This is a genomic window from Desulfobulbus rhabdoformis, from assembly GCF_016919065.1.
Lineage (GTDB): Bacteria > Desulfobacterota > Desulfobulbia > Desulfobulbales > Desulfobulbaceae > Desulfobulbus > Desulfobulbus rhabdoformis.
The window spans coordinates 1-22,372 of the sequence record NZ_JAFFQA010000007.1; the positions used below are offsets into that span (position 1 = coordinate 1).

Consider the following 22,372-nt stretch of genomic DNA (forward strand, 5'->3'; position numbering starts at 1 on the left):
GGCCATTAGGTTGTCGCCATTGCCACCGCTGGCAGAGAATTTTTGAGATCGCCGTGCGCCCCTTATCCCAATGGTCGGCAGTGATCTGACGAATTTCATCCAGATCGTGCTGGTTGAGGTGGCGACCACGAATTTTGTACATAGGTGCTGTGATTTCCATAACAGCACCGTAGCAAATACTGGCTTACGACGCCAGCGAAAAAATTAGACCCCGTGATCGGTTACCATGTGGACCCCCTGTCTGGCAGTCATTACAGAAAAAGCCGCGGGTACTGTCAATATTCTCGACTGGTTTCACATCATGATCCACTTGAGCAATGCAATCGATGTGGGCCACGCCGATGAGGCTCCAAAACTTAAAAAAAGGAAAGAGCCACTCCTCACAAAAAGCCACTGATGTCTATTGAAACGATCTGAAAAGCTGACCGAAATTCAGGTGGACAGGATTAAGGATCTGCTCGTATGCAACCTCAGGATCGTCCCCCACTAAATCAACTGGTTCTGTGCCAAAAAAATTATTTGCGACTAGACAGGCAATCAGGCCCTATAAGTCGCATCAACTTGAATTCTCCCCGCCCCAAAAAAAGCCTGTTGTATGAGCCGGCCATGCTCCCATGTTGAGTTGTAAGTAAGACTTATTTATGGTCCCAGGTATGTTGCGAGCTCTGGTCGGTTGTGCTGGAATCAAGGTTGGCCGCAAACGTATTTCTGGTTAAAATAGATACGACTGATTAATCAGGATCATGCAATTGTCCGCTAATCCCACCATCAATTGATATGGTTGCCCCATGAATGAAATCGAGCTTGCTATCGATAAGCGATAGACATAAGGTTGCAACCTCTTCGGGACGACCTATCCGCTGTTGAGGGTGGCATGCTTCAAGTTTTGAATACAGCTCAGGTTTACCAGAAAAACCTGCCTTCAGCATTTCCGTTTCAATGGCAGCAGGTTCTATTGCATTGACTCGAACTTTTCCCTGCAAATCAATAGCCATAGCCCGAGTCATCCCGCTTAATGCTGCTTTGCTGGTTGCATAGGCGACGAAATTTTTTTTGGTCAGGCGCGCATGGATACTACTGATGTTGATTATCGAACCTTGTGAAGTTTCAAGCTCTTGAAGAAAGGCCTGCGACCAGAGAAAAGGAGCAAGCAAGTTCACATTCAAAGTTTCCTGCCAATCTTTTCGTGTCAAAGAATCAACGCCACCCAAAATTTGGGTGGCGGCATTATTCACTAACCCTTTGAGCCCATTTTGATTAAAAACGGCTCGAATTTGTGCAAAAATTTTTGCAGCGTATTCTGTGTCTTGGGTCGTTTGGGCGAGGTTACAGGTGATATAGTGGACATTTTGGTTTTGGGGAGCTGCGGGTTTATTTTTGTGGATAATGCCGATGATACCGTATCCGGCATTCGCAAACTCGTTAACAAATGCCTGCCCAATTCCCCCGGCAGCGCCGGTTATGATGACAAACCCCTTATTCATTCTTTACCCCTAAAAATGTCATGAGCTTGTCAATGGCAATCAAACTTGTTCTTTCGACAGCATCTGCAGTGTTTGATGCATTATGTGAACCGAAGATGCAACGGGGGTGCTGGCGAAGATATGAGGTCATTGGTAACGGCTCTACCTCAAACACATCAAGGGCTGCAGAATAGACTTTACCCGATTTCAAGGCAGCTTCCAGAGATGGTTCGTCTATGACCGGGCCGCGTCCAACGTTAATGACTCGCACGCCATCCTTGGCCTGGTTAAGTACGGCAGAATTGACCATGTGCTCACTGGATGGGGTCAAAGAGCAGGTTACGACAATGAAGTCAGCTTCCTCAACGCGATTGGGCCATTGTGCTCGCTGGACATCTGCCATATCTGGTGCGTCCTGTGCCATAGGATCGTAGGCGATGACTTTCATACCAGCAACTCGTAAGCGTGCCGCTACCTGCTTGCCAATGTCACCATAGCCGATTAAAGCAGCGGTTTTGCCATACAAAGAAATACCTCGAGGTTTTGGCCAGTTACCTTGCCGTACACCGTCATCGATTTGGAATGTTTCCCTCGCTAAAGCGATAACATACCCCATGGCAATATCGGCAACCTCTCGTCCAAACATATTTGGGGTGTTGATTATGGGGATGTCAAGTTCTTTGCACGCGGCAAAATCAACGTTGTCGACTCCTATGCCCCATTTGACAGCGGCCTTAAGACGGCCTGCTTTTGCGGCAGTAAACACTTCTCGAGTTGCTGGATCATCACCTATAATCCAACCGTCATGTTTGGGAACTAATGATTTGAGTTCCTCGACAGTAAGAGTCTGCACAACATCAGGCGCGGTGACTGCACAGCCATATTGCGAAAAGACAGTGGAAAATGATTCTATCATTCCAAGCATAGGCGGACAGGTGACAAGAATTTTCATTGGGCAATACCATTTTTTTCTAGAAGATAACGAGCTGCAACGACGGCAAAATCCCAGTCAGCAGGGGTATCGATGTCTACGGACTCAAAGGCAGGACTTTCAAACATCATCGGTTTTTTTCCGATGCGTGCCTGTGTTTGGGAAAAACTGTCACGAGTGAAGAGGTAGAGGTTTGAATTTTCCTCAAACCAAGGTTCCAAATGTTGTGTCGGCAGAAGATTGTCAGGATCATGATTAACAGGGCTGCAGTCAGATCGATAAAAGCGAGTTTGTACTTTGTCGACAGTGAAAAGTGAATCTGCTGTGCCTGCTGCCTGTGCCTCATTAAATGCAGCCAGTGCTTTTTGGATCGTTTCAGGGCTCATTAAAGGGTTAGTTGTGTGGGTCATAAGGTATGTGTCGGCGTCAACGTTTGCCACATCGTCGGCCAGTACTAGATTCATTGACACATGATTACCGCATATTTCCGGTTTTCGGTCACGAATGATAATTCGCTCAGTCTCAAGTAGACCATTTTCAGCCAAAATAGAACGGGCATCGGTATTGATAACGACTTTATCTATTGCATCTACGGCCAGCAGAGAATCAAGGATCCATTGAAAAAGAGGTTTTCCGCAAAATTCACGGAAGTTTTTTCCTTTTACGCGTTCACTATTCGCTTTCATTGGAAGTAGTGCAACGATAGTTTTTTGGGGCATTGTTTATTTCCTTTTTTATACAGGATAAAAGTATTTTTCTTTTTCGGCATGAGAAAGTTTGCGTAATTCCCTATTGCCGAGATAGGTGCCAAAGTATTGATTCCAGCGGTAGAGAACTATTTCAAGAACTCTACGCTTGAGATTATCGTTAGTGCATGCAAAGAGGCAATCTTTTGCTACGCTTGACATGAAGTAGCGGAGCATATCTCCCAAGCCGACATGAACCTGAGGCATAATTTTCTGTAAGGCAATTGCTTCTCGCTCAAAGCGCCTCCTGACGGTGCTCCAGGATTCATGGTGTAAATGCATGACCTTGGCCTCAGCTACATAGCCAATCGTACCCGTATCATGAATGATTTTTTGGGCGAGATCCATATCCTCCAGCCCAGTCAACTCTTCATCGAATCTGAATTTGTGCCATGCATTCCGAGTGATTGCCGAGTTAGCATTATTACAATAAAATTCCGTCGAGGAAAAGCGGGAATCGGGCGGAAAATATTTTGCAAAAATACGGCTTTCACTGAAACGGGTGTTCTCATCGCCAATTTGACCTCCATGAACGTAATCAGCTTTGCCCTCGAGTAGAGGGGCACAAAGTCTTGAAAGCCATTGGTCGTCTGTTGGTATGCAATGACCACTTATGAAAACCAGAATGTCACCCCGGGCAGCATCGCAGCCAATATTAAGCGAGCGACCGAAAGAAAAATCAGCGCGATCAATTGTACAAATACGGCACCCATGCTGATGTGCTATTTCCAAAGTAGAGTCTGTTGAGCCAGAATCGACCAGCACCACTTCCGGGTTGAGTCTGGGGGCTATTTGGTTGGCGATAGATGTCAGCAATGCATCAAGATGTAAAGCCTCATTTAACGTACGAATAACAATACTGACATTAACAACTCCTAAGGTAATGGCAGTCGGGTTGAGGACAAGCCTGAATTTTGGGTTGAGATGTTTGTGTACAAGTACAATCTCTTCAGGGGGGACAGAGTTGCAGGCAAACATGTCCCAATGAACAGGGATAAGCTGCTCAAGACCAATTTCTTGTCCTAGGAGCATGGCCTCGCGGATACTCATATTGCCAATAATGCCGCGTTTATCCAGGAAAAAATTTGATTCGTTAACAGGTACAATTGCTGTGTGTATTGGCAAATTTTCACGTAGAGCATCCAGTAACTCGTCACAAATTGATGTATCACCCGCGAGGTACATACACTGCCCGTGTATTTTAAGCAGGTAGCCTACAGCTTGTAATCTTCCCTGGCTGTCGCGTTCGATATTGGGGTGTGCCGCAGGGACTGCTTTGATCTCAATATTGTCGCCCAAAGGGTACCATTCTTCCTTAGCTAATTGCACACGAGAGGAAGGGATATCCCAAGTGTGAAGCAGATATTGGGCAGGCGCTGGTGCGACGAATTGTGCGTTTGGTGAGGCTTGGGCTAGTATCGGCAGGGTATGGGGGTCACAATGATCAAGGTGATCGTGAGTAAGTAGAACCCAAGTGGCATCAGTCACCGATTCGGGGGGGAAGGGAGGCGGTTGAAGTCGTTCAAGGTCTGGTGCATCAAGTTCTTGCACAGAATTGGAAAGGTAGGGATCAATGTAGATGATTGTTTGCCCAAAGCATAAGCGACAACCGGATTGCCCTAAAAGTTGAACAGCAATACGGGGTGTATTCATTATCTTAAACCAAAATAGTCCTTGTAGTGAATTTTCTCAAAAATTTCGCAAGCTCCATCAAGCGTGGCGTCCAGAATTCTTCGCCCATCATTTTCGAATTCTGTACGGGCTATGCGGTATGACTCTTCTGAATTTTTAAGATCGGGGTTATCCCAGTGTTGCCCACCTCCAAAATACTCAGGGCAGAAATGATTCGGATCCGGTCCATCCTGTCGTCGGGCTTCATTGGGCTGGCCGGTGAACTGGTAACGATGGTCCATGCCTATTATGACCACTTCACTAAAGCCTAGAAAATAAGCAACCTGAATCGCAGCATAAGTGACCGTCCAGCCCTCATGAATACCACGTGTAATGTCTTTTGAAAAACGTGCTGGTGGGTTTTGGGTTTCAAGATGATATGTCAGAGCATCCTCTGGTAACAATTCACTGCCACGCATGCTGATAAATTTATTACAGTTAAGGGATTTGATGTTGTTTATCGACTGCTCAATAACTTTTCTGTTAATCGCAACATAGTATTTGGGATAAAAGCGAAATTTATTGAGTCCTAGAAATATTTTATTCATCCCGATAGCTGTCTCCTGGCGGAGGAAACAGAGGTCCATAGTATTTAATGATGGACCATTGGCCACCACAACCACGCGTTCGCCAATATGTCGATTTTTAAATCGTTCTAAGCGGTTCATTGTTCAGGTTTTATTAAAAGGGCTGCACGATTACGTGCTTCAAGAATGATAAACCCCTGCTCTATTAAATATGGAACTGCCAAAGTTCCTTTAGCCATCCAGATGCCATTCTCTGTCCAGGTATCGTCCAAACAGATAATTCCATTTTTGGAAAGTTTGGGAATGATACTCTTGACACAGTCAAGATGCATTTTGTGACAATCTTTATCGTCGATTCGTTTGCCAAGAAACTGCTCATAACGACTTTGGCGCAAAGAACTGTGGCCTCCATGGTCAAAGTCGTAAGCGTCAAGAAAGACAAAGTCGATACCTCCCTCATAGTTACGGAGAAAGTCCTCCCCTTTAGCAGTTATAGCTTTCGCATTTACCCCCAATCGAGAGAACATCCTTTGAGCCATCAAGGTATTATGGGGATCCATGTCCACAGTGATAAAAGTCAACTTGTTTTTTTTGCAGAACATCGAAATTTTACGTGTTGACCCCTGTCCTGGAACATTTTCTCTCGTTGTGCCAATCTCAATAAATACCGGCATGCCCTGACCATGCTCTTCTTTAAATTTGCCCAGGTTAGCTTCAAGATAGCTAAGCAGAAGATCATGCCCATGCTCTTTCTGCGAATGAATGAGCCTGATTTTTTCAGAATAGGCTTTGCGTATAGCCATCTGCTCCTCAGGTTTGAGACCATCAACCTTGGAAGTGTTCAGCATGTCCTGAATTACAATATCTGCGGCTAACTCTGCTCTACCCTGGCTAATTAAGGCGGATACAAGCATGTTTTTTTGTAGCATACTTAACGAAGAACCCCACTCCAACGGCATGCGAAGATAATGGAGTGCGGTCATTTTATCCCCTTGGGAATAAAACGCATCGGAGACCATAAACAAAAAATGTATTTTCTCTGATTCTGATAGGTTTCCCTTTTCTAATTCATCATCGATTGCGGAATGAGGATCTTGTGCTGAGCAACAAGAGGCAACCCGGGCTTCTAAACGTATGCGCTCCTGTTCACGTTGTTCCGGTGATATAAGCTTATTCCGTAAAGTTTTAATTTCGGTAAGGCGGTCTTGAGCTAGTTTTTCTTGCGTATCTTTTTGAGAGTTTAACTGCTCAATCTGTTTTTGATGTTCCTCTACCTGTTGCTTCAGCCTATTTTTTAAGCTTTCAGTTTGGTCGAGCCGGTCTTGAGCTAGTTTTTCTTGCGTATCTTTTTGAGAGTTTAACTGCTCAATCTGTCTTTGATGTTCCTCTACCTGTCGCTTTAGCCTATTTTTTAAGTTTTCAATTTGGTCGAGCCGGTCGTTCGCCAGTTTTTTTTGGTCGTTTTTTTGGGTAGAGAACTGTTGTATTTGTTCACGCCTTTTTTCAGCTAATAGCTTGTAATCACGTATGTATAGCCCATGCGCTAAATCTGGGTGACGCTCATGCTCCTTCTCTACGCAACGATATCCATTGTCCTGCAAAAAAGAATCTATTTTTTTTTGGCCTGCATCTTCGTTGGGGGATACTTTCTGATTCAGTACCATACGCACAACTATGACATCAAAGTCATCGATACCTTTTATGGAGCCACGCAGAATTGCTAAGCTCGGCAGGCAATCGATTATCAGCCAATTCGCAACAAATTTATTTTTCTTGCAGATATTGTCGAGTGTTACTGTCTGACATGAGTGGTCTTCAATACTATTAATATTAGGCCAAAGTTTTTGTAATAGATACGGAGGCAATAAGCTACTTTCCAATCTATTGCCAACAATATGAAAGGTCGCATTTTTTTGCGTTTCAGCAATTATACTGTTTTCGGTTAACCAGCCAGGGACGTGTTGCGTAAATGCTTCGAGCTGTATGTAATTTTTTGAATCAGCCTCTATTAATAGGGCTGACTGAATTTCCATCTTTTGCAGCCAAGTAATCCATTGTCCAGTTCCCGAACCTGCTCCAACTAGGAGGACTCCATTTGCTGGAATCAATTTTTGGATATGAGTTAGAAACTGCGGCAGTGGATTAATTGGCAACATAATATCACCTTATTGATTCTTATATTGCTGAAATTGTTTATCCGCCTTCATGAGAGCAAAGGGCATGATTAGTAACCCCCACGGAGTTCGGCAATGTTTGAGCCATGTTGTTCCTAACCTGTAAGATAGGTGTTTCATCACCCTTTGAGCTTCAGGGAAGTCATGATATTCGCTCAGCGGGGGAAGGGGGTTGTCATGTTGCTGAGCAGACTGTCGATAGCGTCTGGCAAGGGGACGCATGGAAAAAGGCAAGAAAAGAAGCGGCCATCCTTTACGACTTCGTTGTATTATGGCTGCCCCAATTAGGTATGGCAGCTCGCTTTTTACCCGTTCCGCAGCGCCATAGTGGACGGGGAGTTGATTCTTCCTCAGCTTTGTATTTTCTAAGAAATATTGTTCTAGCTCTTCTTGAACTTGATGTAACTGAAGCAGTAGTAATTCATTTTCTTCTTTCAGCTTTGATGTGTCTCTATCTGTTTTATTTTTTGATTCATGTGATTTTCTTTTCAGATCATCCAATTTTTTGTTGAGATCATTAATTATTTTTTTGTTTTGAATTAGCTCTATAGACTGTTTGGTGAATTTTTTTTCTATCTGTTTGAAATCTTGATTTTTTATCATGCAATCATGTGATTGCGCATAATATTTATCAAGATCTTTCTGCAACTGAAGTACTTGTTGTATAAGAAGATCGTTTTCTTGCTGGATTTCATTGTTTTTTTGTAGGTATTTTATTTTTTCATTATTTAGTGTTTCTGTTTCAGTGTTTAATTTTTGATATTTTTTGGTAATATTGTCATTGTCTCTTTTGAGTCGCGAGAAGGTCTGCCAGGCTAAAAAGGCACTATGAGATGAGGTCAAATTGTTGCTATATGGAAGAGTTGCAATTGCCTGAAGTTCTTCATAAAGTTCCATCGCTTCAGGAAATTGCTCGATCACCTCAGAAGCTAAAAAAATCTCAAGAGGATCCTGTTTTTTTGTAAAAGCCGCCAAGGCGGTTTGACATTGAAGGTTTGCTTCGTCTTCAGCAGTATACGTTGCTGTTTCTTCTCGGATTTGTTCTGTTTTTTGTTGGAGACTGCAGTCATCTTGGATTTGCCCGATGGGGGCATCGAGACGGGTCTTGAGTTGTTGCAGGTAGCTGTTGACAGATGTTCGAACCTGTTCTGCATGAACAAGCAGGCAGCGCTCCGTGTTGCGTTGATAAAAATGGAGCAGTGTGTCGTTGTAGGCTGTCCAGCAGTCTAGTTCATTTTTTTCTTGATCACTGTGGCCAGAATCCGCCTCAGTCGGATTATTGCGTAGAGCTGTGCGGGGGTGATTGTACACCAGAATAAAAGCAATTTTAGGGTCTATGGTCTTCCAAAAATCGAGAAGATAGATTGCCTGTGGGTCGCCCCATCCCCAAAATTGTTGTCCCAGATTACCTCGCATCAAATCAAGTATCATACCGTGCCAGACGACACCAATATCAATTTGATCAAAAATAGGGTCTTGAAGATCTGCAATACTGAGTGGGGCAACGTCATGTGCCTTGCAAAGCATGAGATCAATTTCTTGAGGAGTCAGTTTTTCCTGGTGTGACGGGAGTGCTGAAGCCATCCCACATTCCAAAAGTAATTGTTCTACCTCGCTATAGCCTGAGAAAGGATGGCCAACAACAATAACCTTATTCACTTTACCTCCTCCATTTACATATCGATAGCTACTTTAGCAGCTACAGCGATTTGATACAAAATTTGAGAAATATCTTTAAATACCTGCATATTTTTACTGTCGAAACGTGGCAGAACCAATATGCGGTCACCAGCCTTAATGTCTGTATTTTGAGCCAGCAGAACCGCACCATTGGGTTTTACAACGAGTAACCGATTTTTATCGGCTCGGTCCGAAAAACCTCCAGCTCCGGCCACATAATCATCTACATCGAACTCAGAAGACCAGATGACCGCCTGGGGAATCAAGACTTCGCCACTAATAAGCACGACATCACTTTTCGGGGGGATGATAATTTCGTCACCATTTTCCAAGTGAATGTCCGCCACCTTATCGCCTTGTCGCACTACAACTGTGCCGTCCGGTTCTATCTGTTTGGCCTTTTCGACAAATTTGGCAATCAGCTCGGCCTCATGTACTCGAATATTGGCTTCATCGACAGATGAAGAGGTCGCTGTCAGTGAACTTTGCTGCAATCGTTGCAGGGCTTCATGCAAGGCCTTTTTTTGCTGAAAAGCGACGCTTCTCCTACGCAGGTGGATGCCGTCAAGATTTGCCAGTTTAGGCTCAACCGCTATTTGCAGCAGCAGTGTTTGCAGGCGCGTATTTTTATCAACGGGATAGCGAGAGGCGCCAACAATCGCACCACTTGCAGCTACCATAATCGTGTTTCCAGGAATATCTGCGTGAAAACGGACCAGATCACCGTCTTCGAGAGGGAGTTTTGCAAATTGGTCGAGGGGTAAATAGACGTTGTATGGTGCGCCTCCCCGGGTTCCTACAACACTCACGTGCGACGCATTGTTCTCAGGATTGACCATTGCGAGGAGTTTGTTGCCATTCAGCAGCTCCGTTCCCTGAAATTCAAAGGAGGCTGCGTGCCGTACTTGTCCCTCAACTGCGATACTCGGTCCACGCTCTTCCACAAGTAAGACATCGCCGTCTTCAAGTCGCACAGGGGGGAGTAGGCCTTCACGGAGGAAGGGATAGAGATCGATTTGGGCGATTGTCTTGCCTCGGCGCAGCACCCGAATATCGCGATAACTGCCGCGATCAGGGTCGACGCCACCGGCAAGGTCGAGAAAATAGAGAACTGAATCAGTCGGGCCTCCCGCATAGCGTCCTGGTTGGGCAACAAAACCAGAAACAAAAACAGCAACGGGTTGTGGTTTCAGCAGATTGACATAGACCTCAACATTTTTGGTGAAAACCGAGCGCACCTTTTCTCGAATGGCGTTCTCAAGCTTGGCATGGGCTAATCTCTCAACTCGGACCGGGCCAATTTCAGGGAGGAATAGATTGCCGCGAGCATCAACCTCCAGGATTCCGTCATAGGTTTGAGCCCCCCAGAGCTGCAGGCGTACTCTATCACCGGGCATAATGAGATAGTCATCGTTGCGACCGTCAAAATAGCCCTGAGCAAATTTTCCCTGAAAGAGTTCCGCTCCGTAGGGGGCCATGCCTGATTTATTGAAAGAAATTTGCTTGTTACCAGCTGGGGGCGAGGCATCAGGATAATTTGGCGGTTGAGTGGCAGCATGCACCAGAAAGGGGAGGATGAATACTAGCGCAACAGTGATTGAAAGATGGTAACGTATTTTCATATCAGAATCCTGCATGCTCCTTGATTGCCGCGACTAACAGTGAGCCCATTCCAAAGATCAACAGTACACCCGCAAAGCTCACTCCTATGGCGTAGCCTCGCCGAGGCCAGAGCGGCTCGTCCGGTAGAGTAGGTTGGATAAATGCCACCAGATAACGACTTTTGCTTTCAGCACGAACTCTGGCTGCCTCCATGGCCTGCATTGCGACAACAAGTTCTTTCTGGGCAAACTCATGTTCCAGTGTAAGTTGTTCATAGTCTGCGGCCAAGCTATTAACAGTGCTTTTTCCTTGTCCAGAGAGACGCAATTTTTCTGTTACAATTTGTTCTTCCAGGGCCTGCAGTTTTGCCTTAAGCCCGACGATTTTAGGGCTATCGTTGCGCATATAAGATCTGGCTTCAGCCAGTTCCGTACGAATTTTGACGGCAGCACCTTCCAATTCAGCGACCAATCCTTCCACCTTACCTGCCTCTGCTGTGGGGTCGAGTAAATTATGGTTCTGGCGGAATTGATGTAACTTGTTCCGGATATTTGCTAAGCGAAGCTCTGCTCTTTGTATTTCTGCACGGGATAATGACAAGCTGTCTTCTATGGCGCGTTCCCGAAGACGGTTGACCAGGTCTTCGCTTTTTGTCAGGATCGCCTGGCATATATGTTGTGCGGCTTGTGGTGTAAAGGCTCTGACTTGGAGTTTTAATATTCCAGAAGTTTGGTCAAAGCGGATCGTAACCTGACGCTGAAAATACAGAGTAAATTCTTCTTGGCTCGGTTCCTGCCGTAATCGGGAGAAAAAATCCGCCTTTGGATTCTGGTAGTGATCCTTGAGACTGAGCTGGTGGTCAAGCAGGGCCAATAATTCGGATGATTCTATGTATTCTTCAATAACATGGGCATCTGTTCCTGTTCCTCCTGTGGACTGCCCCAGAAATGATAAGAGCTCGGTCGAGCCCCCCCCTTCCTGGCTGCGAAGGGAGAAACGGGTTTCGGAGATATACATATCGCTGGCCCAGAACCCGAAATAGATCAAAACGACCAGCATCGGTAGAGCAACAAAAAGCAACCACTTGATTTGAGCCTTCCTCATTACTTTTTTCCTAGTGTTTCGTAGCTGGCAATGCCTGATAAAAGGTTATTGCTTCTTCCATATCGTCGTAAAAAAGTAGATCACCTTTATGGAGAACAGCGGCAATATCACAATGTTCGCGAATTGTACTGATCGAGTGAGAAACAACCAACAATGTTGAATGATCTTTGCGTCGTTCAAATTCAGCCTTGGATTTTTTCTTAAAATTAGCATCGCCGACCGCTGTGATTTCATCAATCAGATAGTAATCAAAATTAATTGCCATGGAGAGGCCAAAGGCTAGTTTGGCTTTCATACCAGAAGAGTAGGTATTGACTGGCATATCCATGTATGCGCCTAGTTCAGAGAAATCTTCTACAAATTCAGTGATTTCATTGATGCAAGCGTCGTAGATTCTACAGATAAACCTGAGGTTTTCTCGACCGGAGAGGCTGCCATGGAACCCTCCGCTAAATCCAATAGGCCAAGACACTCGTCCATGGCGACAGATGTGACCACTAGTAGGGAGTTCTGCCCCTCCGATCAAGCGCAACAGGCTCGATTTTCCAGCACCGTTCTGTCCCAGAATCCCGAGGTTTCGGCCTGGCTTGATGTGAGCGTTGACATTGTTCAGTACGGTCTTGACCCCCTGGCCGACTCGATAATATTTGCACAAATTGACTAACTTTATCATATCAATCGGTCCAAGTATCGTCGTGCGTAGCGTTCTAAAAGGAGCCCGATAGTCAGAATCGATAGAGAGAAACTGAATGCATAAATGACTGAGATGAACTGCTCTCCATAGCCAGACACAAACCCCTGGCGCATCATTTCAATGACGTGGGTGAGGGGATTTAAAGATAAAATACCTTGAACTGATGCCGGAAGGTCGACCATTGAGAAGAAGAGGCCGGAGGTAAAAAACAATATTCGTAGGAGCATCGGAACCAATTGTTCGGTCGCAGGCCAAATCAGATTGAAAGCGGAGCAAATCATTCCTCCTCCCAGTCCAAGAATGAGTGCCAGCAAGAGGGCTGCTAATATGACATGAGGGGTTTCAATGCTTACCTCTTGCCCCATTGCGCAGGAGGCAATCAATAGCACAACAAGCACCAGGGTCTGCATGGCTCCCTGTAAAAGAGTTCTGGCCATTAAGAGGTCAAGGGGGGAAACTTGGGGGTAGGTAAGCAGGGCACGGTTTCCGTTAATCGCATTCATCCCATTGGTAATACCGTTGCTGAAAATGAACCATGGAACAAAGCCACCGAGTAGAAAAACCGGAGTTGACATACCGTGCGGAGCTTGAACACCTGCCACCTCACGGATCACCCAAAAGACAGAAATCTGGAATGCTGCCTGAATAACTGCCCATAGGTAACCGAGCTTATGTTTGCCAAAGAGGGTTTTCGATTCACGCAACATAAGGGCCCAGATAACCCGTTGTTGGACTTTAAAAGCGTGTTGGAAAGTATTGTCCATGCCGGTGATCATTTATCAACTTGGTTGACTACCGCCCACCCTTTAGTCGGATTGTTGCAGATGAGAATCTGTTGGCTGTCAGTCATAGTTTTAATAATTAAGCGTTTACAATCGACACCGGCTGCGGAGAAGTAGCTGTCAATCACTTTGGCTTGGAGTACTCCACCAAATGCTGGGTCATTCAGTGTGACAGTGTCTCCTTGTTGTAATTGTTTAATTTTGAGTAATAAAAGGTTTTTTTCGCTGATTCCTTTTTCCGTTATGGTGGGCTGAGAGAATGGGTTTTGGAGCGCGCAACCGGAAAGGAAAAGTAGAGGAAAGAATATAGTCAATGATACTTGAGCCTGGTTGAGCAACCTGGCATACCAACGATGCAGCATTATTATCTCCCAGAGGCGTTCATTAGGAATTTAAATACCTCTCAGTTATCAGGTCTGGTGAAAAAATTACAATATATAAAATATATCAGTAAATTTAATATATTGGTAGCTTAAATATTGTCTTGTAAATAACCGCAGATCGGGCATGCCCTACTTAGAACCACACACGGTAATGAATCAACATTGTGAATAATCAAACTCCTCGCAATACCTTGTCACAGATAATGATCAGGCAGGTTTGGCTGGTTGAATTTTAGCAAATTGAGATCGTTTATTATGTATAGTTCTCGGGGCAAGCCTGTGCGATTACCGATGTTCAATGATTCCTCTATGTGCAACACAAGCTCGGAAATTATGTTTTGCTAAAAAATTGTAAATTATTTTGTGAAAGAGTACGAGCGTTGACAAAAAAAATCGTTTTATTGAAACCAATTACTCTGGTATCTCTCAAAGGGAGAGATTTTGTTAACCGTGCTCGACACCAGTTGCCAGCCAGATCAGAGTTCAAATAAGGTGCTTTTTGATGAGTAAGCGTATAAATATCGTTATCCCAGCCCCTTATGGGGCAACCCGTCTACCAGGAAAGCCTCTGGCGGAACTCCATGGTGCAGCATGTGTATGAGCGGGCTTTGCTTGTGCCGGAGGTGACTTCTGTTATTGTGGCTACCGATGACGAGAGAGTAATGGTGGCTGTGCAGGACTTTGGGGGACAGGCCATCATGACCTCGACGCAACATCCTTCGGGAACCGACCGGCTGACCGAGGTTATGCAGACATTGAAGGCGGATATTTATATCAGCCTGCAGTGTGATGAACCGTTGGTGCGACCGGAAGATATCAGTAAGCTGGCTCAAGGGATGTTGGCTGATTCTTCCGTTCAGATCGGTACATTATGCCATCGCCTTCCTGCAAGTGAAGCAGATAACCCGCATCTCGTCAAGGTTGTTGTTCCCGCTATCGGAGATGCCCTGTACTTTAGCCGTTCTCCCATTCCCTATAATCGTACACCGGAAACAGCATGTTATTTCAACATGTCGGAATATATGCCTACAGGCTCGAGGTTTTGGAGGTGTACGCCGGGTTGCCACAGCCGATGATGGAGTTGGCCGAAAAGTTGGAGCAGTTGCGCCTGCTCTCTGCTGGATTTCGCATTCGCGTTTTCGAGGTTCCGACTGTTGGCCCAAAGGTGGATACTCTGCAATATTTAGCGACTGTGCGGGAGTTGATGAAGGACCGTCAGATTTGACGGTCCTTTTTCTTTTTCGCTTAGGTTCACTTATTTCATGCACCAAGCATAGGCATTCTGGAACATGCGCAGCCAGGGGCTGACCGGGAGTGATTTCATCGATTCCGGCACCCAGTGGGCCTGCCAGGTGAGGAAGGTACGCTCCGGATGCGGCATCATTGCCAAATGACGTCCATCGGGCGAACAGAGTCCGGTGAGTCCGTCCAGTGAGCCGTTGGGATTAAAAGGGTAGGCCTCGGTTGGATTGCCCGTATCATCCACATAGACAACCGCTGCCATCTGCTCGTTCCAGACACGTTCTCGAATTTTTTCATCCGGGAAGTGAAGGTAGCCCTCGCCATGATCCACATGGATACCAAAGACCAGATCTTCCATCCCCTGCAGCATGATAGCGTTGCTTTTGAGCACCTTCACCGTACTCCAACGTGATTCAAAGCGGCGACTCAGATTATGGATAAAGCGGGGCTGACGCTCTGCCTCAATCCCTAACCAGGGCACCCAGCCCAGTAGACCAAATAACTGGCAGCCGTTGCAGATACCTAAGGTGAAGGTATCTGGCCGGTTGTAAAATTCATGGAACTGGGCCTGCAGCCGTTCGTTGAAGCGAATGGTGGCTGCCCAGCCTTTGGCGCTCTCCGGTACATCGGCATAGGAAAAACCACCCACAGCCGCGATACCTCGAAAATCAGCCAAGTTTACCCTTCCCGCCAGCAGGTCGGTCATGGTCACATCCCAGGGCTCAAAGCCAGCGCTGTAAAAGGCTGAACTCATCTCGCGGTCCGAATTGGACCCTTCGTCACGAAGAATAATCACCTTCGGCTTGTCTGCTTTGGTCAAAATAGCTGGGGCCGTGTGTTCCGGGGTGAAGTTCAGAGAATATTCAGGCCCCTTGCGATCCATGCAGTTGACCTTTTCTGCATCTGCGCATTCAGGATTCATCTGCAACCGTTCCAACTGGTAGCTGGTCTCTTCCCACCACTGGCGCAACAGCACCATGGAGTCATCCAGGACTAGTTCGCCATTAAATTGAATGGTCACGGCCTGTTTAACCTGACTGGACCCAAGAACCGAGCAGGGGATCTGGAAGCGCTCGAAACGTTCCTTCACCTGGGCAAGATGGCTCCATTGGCACTCGATCACCAGACCCAGCTCCTCGGAGAAGAGCGTCTCCAGGATGGAGTCTGAACCATTTAAAGCAAGATTCAAACCACAATTCCCGGAAAAGGCCATTTCCAGCAGTGTGGTGATCAGACCACCGTCACTGCGGTCATGGCCGGAAAGGATGATGCCCTCGTTGATGAGCGATTGGATTGCAAGGAATCCATTTTTTAAACGGGTCGGATCGTCCATATCCGGGACTTCATTGCCAATGGCCCCACAGGTTTGGGCCAGAGCGCTGCCTCCCAGGCGATTCTTGCCGTCTGCAAGGTCAACCAGCAGGAGGACAGAGCCCGCCTCTTTGATGTCTGGAGTCACTTTTTTGCGAATATCCCCCATGGCTGCATAGAGCGAGACAACCAGTTCACGCGGCGACTTGACCACCTCGTCACCGACCTTGGTGGCCATGGACAGGCTGTCCTTGCCGCCATCCACTGCGACACCAAGCTCAATCATGGCCGCAGCCATGGCCTCGGCAGCGTCGCGCAGGGCCGCGCCTTCACCGGCAAGTTTCGGGGCCCACATCCAGTTGGCCGAGCATTTCACCTGCTGCAGATCTTCAATCTTTGCCCAAACCAGGTTGGTCAGGGCCTCGCCCACGGCCATGCGGGCACCAGCCGCCGGATCAACCAGCATTTTGATGGGTTGCTCACCAATGGCGCTGGCAATACCGGTATGGCCGAAATGGCTCTGGGCAACCACGGCCACGTCCGCCACCGTCAACTGCAGCGGTCCGCAGCATTGCTGCTGGGCAATGAGTCCGGTTACCGCCCTGTCCACCTTATTGGTGAGGAAGCGTTTGGAGCCAACCGAAACCAGGTGAAGGACCCGATTCAGGGCCTCGCGTACATCCAAATCCTTGGGGGGGACAAAGGGGGACAGCGCCTGTTGTGTCCGGCTGTCGGTAAAGGTTTTCTGCGGAATTTTACCCAGTAAGTCGGGGATGTCGATCTCGACGGGATTGGTGTTGTCCTGGTCGTCATGGACAATGAACTTCAGGTCTCCGGTGACCTCACCCAAGACCTCGCAGGCAACCTTTTCACGGGCACAGATCTGCTGAAACTGCTCGATATTCTCCGGGCTGATTAAAAGACCGACCCGCTCCTGATATTCGGCCACATAGATTTCCAAAACCGACATGGTCGGGTCGCCCACACGAATGTTGCGAATCTCCACCCGGCCACCGGCATGTTCCACCAACTCCTTGAGTACATTGGCCGGACCACCGGCGCCCTGATCGTGGATCACATCGATCAAACTGAGATCGCCCATCTCGTTGCAGGCCCGCAGAACCCGATTCATCTTCTGCTCCATCTCAGCGTCACCACGCTGGACGGCGTCGAAGTCAAGGCTTGATTCGTTTTCCCCCTGCATCATGGAGGAAGCCGCACCACCACCAAAGCCGACCCGATACGCCGGGCCACCCACCTGAACGATGATCATCCCTTTGATGGCATCCTTTTTTTCGGTGTGGCGGCTATCGATCTGACCGATACCGCCGGTGAACATGATCGGTTTCAAAAAGCCCCAACGCTCACCACTTTCAAGGCGCAGGTCGAAAGAGCGGGTAAAGCCCTGGATGAGCGGCTCGCCAAATTTGTTGCCGTAATCCGAGGCACCGTTACTGGCCTCGATCTCAATTTCAAGGGCAGGGGCCAAACTGTCGGGACAGGCGTAGTCGTTTTCCCAGTTGAGTTGGTAGTCGGGAATGTGCAGGTTGGCCACGCAGTAGCCCGCGGTGCCGGCCATGACAAAGCCACCGCGTCCGGTGCCCTGGACGTCACGAATGCGGCCACCGGTTCCGGTTTCAGCGCCGGGAAAGGGCGCTACGCCTGTAGGAAAGTTATGGGTCTCGGCGGTCAGGAGCGGGTGATATTCAACACTGGACTCGGCAAGTGGGGACGGATCGCCCGGCTGCTTGGGTAGGAGAGTGGTGAGCTCGAACCCTTGAATAACACTGGAGTTATCCTTAAAGGCAACAATGCTGCCTTTGGGGTTGGCATCAAGAGTCTCGGTGACCACCTTAAAGAGTGGCTTGTCGTAGTTTTCTCCGTCAATGACCTGTTTGCCCCGGAAAAAACCATGGCGGGAGTGCTCGGAGTTGGCATTGTTGAGATCCATAATCTCGACAATGGTAGGGTTGCGCTGGCACTTGTTGACGAAATAATCGTAGTACAGCTCTCGGTCCCACTCATCCATGGAGATCCCTGGAATATCAAGCAGCCCATCCGCTCCCTTGGTTTTCAGGTCAACCTCGTAGACAGGTTCTGGTTGGACGCCGGTTTCAAAGGTGGTCAGCGGTTTGTCGTAGACGCATTCGGTCATACGATCATGGTTTTTGGCAATGAAGGTGTCCATGTCCTCATCCGAGTCCACCAGGTAACGGCGCGAACGCTCGACCCGGCTGACCACATCAAGGCCGACTGCTCGACAGATGGAGACCATGTTTGATGACCAGGCCGTAGCAAAGTTCATACGTGGGCCCACCTCAACCACTCTCTCTCCAGTGAGCTGCGGCTGTAGGCTGACGGTTTCCACCAGAAATCCATCGGCCAGGATTAAGCGCAACCGCTCCATTTCCTGGGGCTCCAGGGGGCGACTGGATTCAATATTGAAGCAGTAGGCAAAATTGGGTGTAAGCTGTCGGTGAAGCTGGGTCACAGAAGGTGCCATGATCTATCCTTTCTCTTTGATTATCTCAACCGGGGGGGCGGCTGGATAATACAACAGTGGGAATTATATTAAATGAATTGAATGTATTGAAAAATGAATTGTGGCAAATCTTGGAGAAGCGATGAAATCGCGAGGGGCGTCGTGCCGTTTTTTATAAAACTGACAACCCTAGCATTATCAAAAAAAATTTTCCGCTCAAAAGTAAATCACCAACGAGTGTCTGTCCAGAAATGAAGATTTTTGTTCGATTTCAGATAAGCGCAGACTCCGAAAATACCGTTTCTGGCTGGGCACTAACAAGATTTTACTCGCATTGGTGCCGATTCCAAGCAAAAATGCGGACTAAAAAACGGCGCATGATTCGAAGTGAAATAAGGTGGATCACGTTGAATGATGGCGCTGATTTCGGGAACCCGCTTGAATTCGCGGTCAAGAAAGCTGCGAATGTTCCGGCGATCCCAGCCCCGTGGGTGCTCAAAATCTTGATAAAGCGAGAGGTTGCCATTTGAAAAGGGTTGTGCTTTCAGTGTGTCTGCCTCGCGACTCCCCAAGGGCATATTAAAAATGGCCAGGTTCAGGAAGGTGATCGCCTCATGATGCTCCTTGGTAAAAGCAAGTGTCTGTCGTGCTTCAGTCACTGATTCCGTTGGCGTTCCAAAGAGCAGATACACGTAGGTGGCGATTCCTGCCTGTTTGAGTGCCTCCAGAACTTTTTCGACCAGTTCAAGCCGTATTCCCTTGCGCATGGCATCAAGCACCTCTTGCGATCCAGATTCAAGGCCGAGTTTGAGCAGCACACAACCCGAGGCTCGCAGTTGACGGCAAAAGGCAGGATCAGCCAACTGCTCATGGAAGCGGACAAAACCGTACCAGGAAGCACCTGGAGGCTGTGCACAGAGAGCTTCCATCAGGGAAGGGGTGACGGCATTATCCAGAAGATGGATCAGAGCCGGCTGCATCTTTCGGCACAACCCATGGAGATGCTCCATAACAACAGCGACCTCCACTGGTCTGTATCGACTTGCCTCCGCCGGTTCCGGGCAAAAGCTGCATTTATTCCAGTAACACCCTCGTGAGGCGGCATAGGGGAGGATCAGTCCTGGGGCGAGATAGTCGCTTAATGGGAGGCCGCTGTAATCCGGGGCCAGCTCTTCCTGCTGTTCCGCACCTCCCAAAAGTGTGAGCAGCGGCTTTTCCCCCGGGCCATCGATGCAGTGATCCACCAGAGCAGCAAAGGGATTGTTCCATTGGGGATTGGACATCCAGGAGGTAACTAAACCGCCACCAAGGATCAGCGGAATATGTGGGAAGGTGGCGCGAAGAAAACCAATGAGTGCAAATGTTGGCAGGGCCTGGCTGAGATAGCACAGTGACAGGCCAATCCATTGCGGTGTCTGCTGCTCAATTCGTGGCGCCAGGTATTGGCGGAACCAGGGGAAAAAAAGACTTTGTTTGTAGGATGCAGCTGCTCCCAGCAAGTCTCGACTATCCAGCGCATCAAAGCCCGCATCCTCGTAGTTGGCCAGGCTGAGTGAAAGTTCGGGATACTCGGCTCCGGCCAGCTCCAGCACCCGGTTGCAGTCACGTACCGCCCGCTGGTACCTGTCGATATTGCTGTAGGTGGCCGTAGTTCGCAGGCTCGCAAGGTTTTTCAACCGGTGCTTATGTGCCCGAGTCGACCAGGTATCCTGCGGATTTTCAGCCGTCTCCATCAGCCAGAGCTGGATTTCCAGGTTGGCATCCATCTGGGCGCAGGAAATCCCATGCCCACGCAGATACCCTGCCAAGGCAGTAATACCTGTTGGCGGTTCAGCAGCCTTGGCCAGGGGCGGGTGGATCAGCAGTATGGAATTTTTGGGAGCGTTCAAACCGCTCTCGCCTCTCAGACCGATTCCCGTGTTTTATGAAATTCGACCTCAGGAAAGAGCTCTTGAGTGTGGGAGAGGCGCCAGGCACCTTCCGCCAGGTACGAGAGGTGGCCTTCGGCATCCATGGCCAGATTAAACTGGTACTTTTTCTCAAACTCGCGCATCTGCGTTTTGTTTTCACAGCTCACCCAGCGGGCCAGGGTGTAACTGAGCGGTTCGTAGGTGGCCTCCACCCCGTATTCATCTTTGAGCCTGGTCATGGTCACCTCGAATTGGAGTACACCGACCGCGCCCAGAATATACTCGTTGCCCACCATGGGGCGAAAGACCTGAACCGCGCCTTCTTCGGCCATCTGGATCAAGCCCTTTTGCAGCTGTTTCATTTTCAGCGGGTTTTGCAGCACTACCCGGCGGAAATGCTCCGGTGCGAAGTTGGGAATCCCCGTGAATTTTAGCTCTTCCTTGGTGGTGAAGGTATCACCGATTTTGATGGTTCCGTGGTTATGAATGCCTATGATGTCACCGGGATACGCCTCGTCCACATTGGCACGCTCCTGGGCCATGAACACAGTGGCGTTGCTGAGGTTGATCTCTTTGCCCAGCCGGTGGTGCAGTACCTTCATCCCGCGGGTGAATTTTCCCGAGCAGATACGGAAAAAGGCGATACGGTCACGGTGGGCCGGATCCATATTAGCCTGAATTTTAAAGGTAAAGCCGCTAAAAGCCTCTTCTTCCGGGCTGACCATGCGGGTGGTGGTGGCGCGAGGACCGGGGGCAGGTGAGAGTTCGACAAAGGCATCGAGCAGTTCGCGAACACCAAAGTTGTTGATCGCGCTCCCGAAAAATACCGGAGTCTGGCCAGCTTTCAGGTACTGCTCGTAATCAAATGGATTGGCTGCTCCCTGCAGAAGCTCGATATCTTCGCGCAGTTTGTCCGCTGCAAAACTGCCCACCAGTTCGTCAAGTTGCGCATCCGCCAGATCCTTGACCACGACACAGTCCTCGGGCCGTGTTTCCTGGCTGGGGGTAAACAGGGTAATCTGTTTGCGATGCAGGTCATAGACCCCTTTGAACTCCTTGCCCATACCGATGGGCCAAGAGAGGGGCACACACTCGATCTGCAGTTTTTCTTCGATGTCCGCCAGAATATCAAGGGGATCCAGGCCGTCTCGGTCGAGTTTGTTGATAAAAGTAATGATGGGGGTATTGCGCATCCGGCAGACCTCCATCAATTTGGTGGTCTGGGTTTCAACACCTTTGGCCGAATCGATCACCATCAGCGCCGAGTCGACGGCGGTTAATACGCGGTAGGTATCTTCGGAGAAGTCCTGATGGCCAGGAGTATCGAGCAGGTTAATCTCGTAATCACGGTAATTAAATTTCATAACCGAAGTTGTGACCGAGATACCACGTTCTTTCTCAATGCTCATCCAGTCACTGGTGGCATGGACCGCAGTTTTACGCGACTTGACCGCGCCGGCCATTTTAATGGCACCACCAAAGAGCAGCAGCTTTTCAGTGAGGGTGGTCTTACCGGCATCGGGGTGACTGATGATGCCGAAGGTGCGTCTTTTTTCTATCTCTTTGAGGTGTTGACTGCTCACAATGGTACCGTTTGCAACGAATTGTTCAGAAAAGTCCGGCGAAAAGCAGGCGCCAGGCCAAAAAAAAATGGGCCGGAATCCGGCCCA

At 48.3% G+C, this 22,372-nt stretch carries 17 protein-coding genes; 2 read left to right on the top strand and 15 right to left on the bottom strand.

Translation table 11 applies throughout. The features are described from left to right. Positions 1–731: 731 nt before the first annotated feature. The 12 genes from JWJ90_RS05050 to JWJ90_RS05105 are packed head-to-tail and all read right to left on the bottom strand — an operon-like array spanning position 732 to position 13,736. Positions 732–1,484: an SDR family NAD(P)-dependent oxidoreductase gene (locus JWJ90_RS05050; RefSeq protein ID WP_205226115.1), complete on the bottom strand. Its 753-nt coding sequence runs from the start codon at positions 1,482–1,484 to the stop codon at positions 732–734. After that, a complete protein-coding gene (locus JWJ90_RS05055) occupies positions 1,477–2,415 on the bottom strand; it encodes a phosphoglycerate dehydrogenase (protein ID WP_205226116.1) in 939 nt (312 codons plus the stop codon). The genes JWJ90_RS05050 and JWJ90_RS05055 overlap by 8 nt, the downstream gene beginning before the upstream one ends. Further along, positions 2,412–3,113 carry an acylneuraminate cytidylyltransferase family protein gene (locus tag JWJ90_RS05060; RefSeq protein WP_205226117.1) on the bottom strand — a complete coding sequence of 234 codons (702 nt, stop codon included), beginning with the start codon at positions 3,111–3,113 and terminating at the stop codon, positions 2,412–2,414. Before JWJ90_RS05060 ends, JWJ90_RS05055 begins: the two co-directional genes overlap by 4 nt. A gap of 15 nt (positions 3,114–3,128) precedes the next feature. Beyond that, positions 3,129–4,793, bottom strand: a complete 1,665-nt coding sequence (locus JWJ90_RS05065) for a glycosyltransferase (RefSeq protein WP_205226118.1) — start codon at positions 4,791–4,793, stop codon at positions 3,129–3,131. After that, positions 4,793–5,479 carry a 6-hydroxymethylpterin diphosphokinase MptE-like protein gene (locus JWJ90_RS05070; protein WP_205226119.1) on the bottom strand — a complete coding sequence of 229 codons (687 nt, stop codon included), beginning with the start codon at positions 5,477–5,479 and terminating at the stop codon, positions 4,793–4,795. Before JWJ90_RS05070 ends, JWJ90_RS05065 begins: the two co-directional genes overlap by 1 nt. Continuing rightward, on the bottom strand, positions 5,476–7,494 hold the full coding sequence (locus JWJ90_RS05075) for a hypothetical protein (RefSeq protein ID WP_205226120.1): 2,019 nt from the start codon (positions 7,492–7,494) through the stop codon (positions 5,476–5,478). The genes JWJ90_RS05070 and JWJ90_RS05075 overlap by 4 nt, the downstream gene beginning before the upstream one ends. A gap of 9 nt (positions 7,495–7,503) precedes the next feature. Next, positions 7,504–9,171, bottom strand: a complete 1,668-nt coding sequence (locus JWJ90_RS05080; RefSeq protein ID WP_205226121.1) for a hypothetical protein — start codon at positions 9,169–9,171, stop codon at positions 7,504–7,506. Between the two features lie 14 nt (positions 9,172–9,185). Next, the gene (locus tag JWJ90_RS05085; RefSeq protein ID WP_205226122.1) at positions 9,186–10,814 is read right to left on the bottom strand and encodes a polysaccharide biosynthesis/export family protein; all 1,629 of its coding nucleotides are present in this window, start codon (positions 10,812–10,814) and stop codon (positions 9,186–9,188) included. 1 nt (position 10,815) lies between these two features. Further along, entirely contained in the window at positions 10,816–11,898 is a 1,083-nt protein-coding gene (locus JWJ90_RS05090; RefSeq protein WP_205226123.1) for a KpsE/RkpR family capsule polysaccharide export protein, read from the bottom strand. 10 nt (positions 11,899–11,908) lie between these two features. Next, complete coding sequence (locus tag JWJ90_RS05095; protein ID WP_205226124.1) at positions 11,909–12,571, bottom strand: ABC transporter ATP-binding protein; 663 nt, start codon at positions 12,569–12,571, stop codon at positions 11,909–11,911. Further along, complete coding sequence (locus JWJ90_RS05100) at positions 12,568–13,368, bottom strand: ABC transporter permease (protein ID WP_205226125.1); 801 nt, start codon at positions 13,366–13,368, stop codon at positions 12,568–12,570. The genes JWJ90_RS05095 and JWJ90_RS05100 overlap by 4 nt, the downstream gene beginning before the upstream one ends. Then, positions 13,365–13,736, bottom strand: coding sequence for a DVU3141 family protein (locus tag JWJ90_RS05105; protein WP_205226126.1), 372 nt, complete (start codon positions 13,734–13,736; stop codon positions 13,365–13,367). Before JWJ90_RS05105 ends, JWJ90_RS05100 begins: the two co-directional genes overlap by 4 nt. A gap of 560 nt (positions 13,737–14,296) precedes the next feature. On the opposite strand from JWJ90_RS05105, the gene JWJ90_RS05110 reads away from it, so the two are divergent. Both JWJ90_RS05110 and JWJ90_RS05115 read left to right on the top strand, forming a co-directional pair. Continuing rightward, positions 14,297–14,833: a cytidylyltransferase domain-containing protein gene (locus JWJ90_RS05110; protein WP_205226127.1), complete on the top strand. Its 537-nt coding sequence runs from the start codon at positions 14,297–14,299 to the stop codon at positions 14,831–14,833. Beyond that, positions 14,818–14,982 (top strand): glycosyltransferase family protein, encoded by a 165-nt coding sequence (locus JWJ90_RS05115; RefSeq protein ID WP_205226128.1) that lies wholly within the window; start codon positions 14,818–14,820, stop codon positions 14,980–14,982. Before JWJ90_RS05110 ends, JWJ90_RS05115 begins: the two co-directional genes overlap by 16 nt. A gap of 30 nt (positions 14,983–15,012) precedes the next feature. Here the strand turns inward: JWJ90_RS05115 and purL are convergent, their stop codons facing one another. The 3 genes from purL to JWJ90_RS05130 all read right to left on the bottom strand — a co-directional run bounded on the left by purL (position 15,013) and on the right by JWJ90_RS05130 (position 22,285). Beyond that, positions 15,013–18,813 carry a phosphoribosylformylglycinamidine synthase gene (purL, locus tag JWJ90_RS05120; RefSeq protein WP_205226129.1) on the bottom strand — a complete coding sequence of 1,267 codons (3,801 nt, stop codon included), beginning with the start codon at positions 18,811–18,813 and terminating at the stop codon, positions 15,013–15,015. A gap of 293 nt (positions 18,814–19,106) precedes the next feature. After that, on the bottom strand, positions 19,107–20,660 hold the full coding sequence (locus JWJ90_RS05125) for a B12-binding domain-containing radical SAM protein (protein WP_205226247.1): 1,554 nt from the start codon (positions 20,658–20,660) through the stop codon (positions 19,107–19,109). Between the two features lie 35 nt (positions 20,661–20,695). Beyond that, positions 20,696–22,285: a peptide chain release factor 3 gene (locus JWJ90_RS05130; protein ID WP_205226130.1), complete on the bottom strand. Its 1,590-nt coding sequence runs from the start codon at positions 22,283–22,285 to the stop codon at positions 20,696–20,698. Between the last annotated feature and the right edge of the window lie 87 nt (positions 22,286–22,372).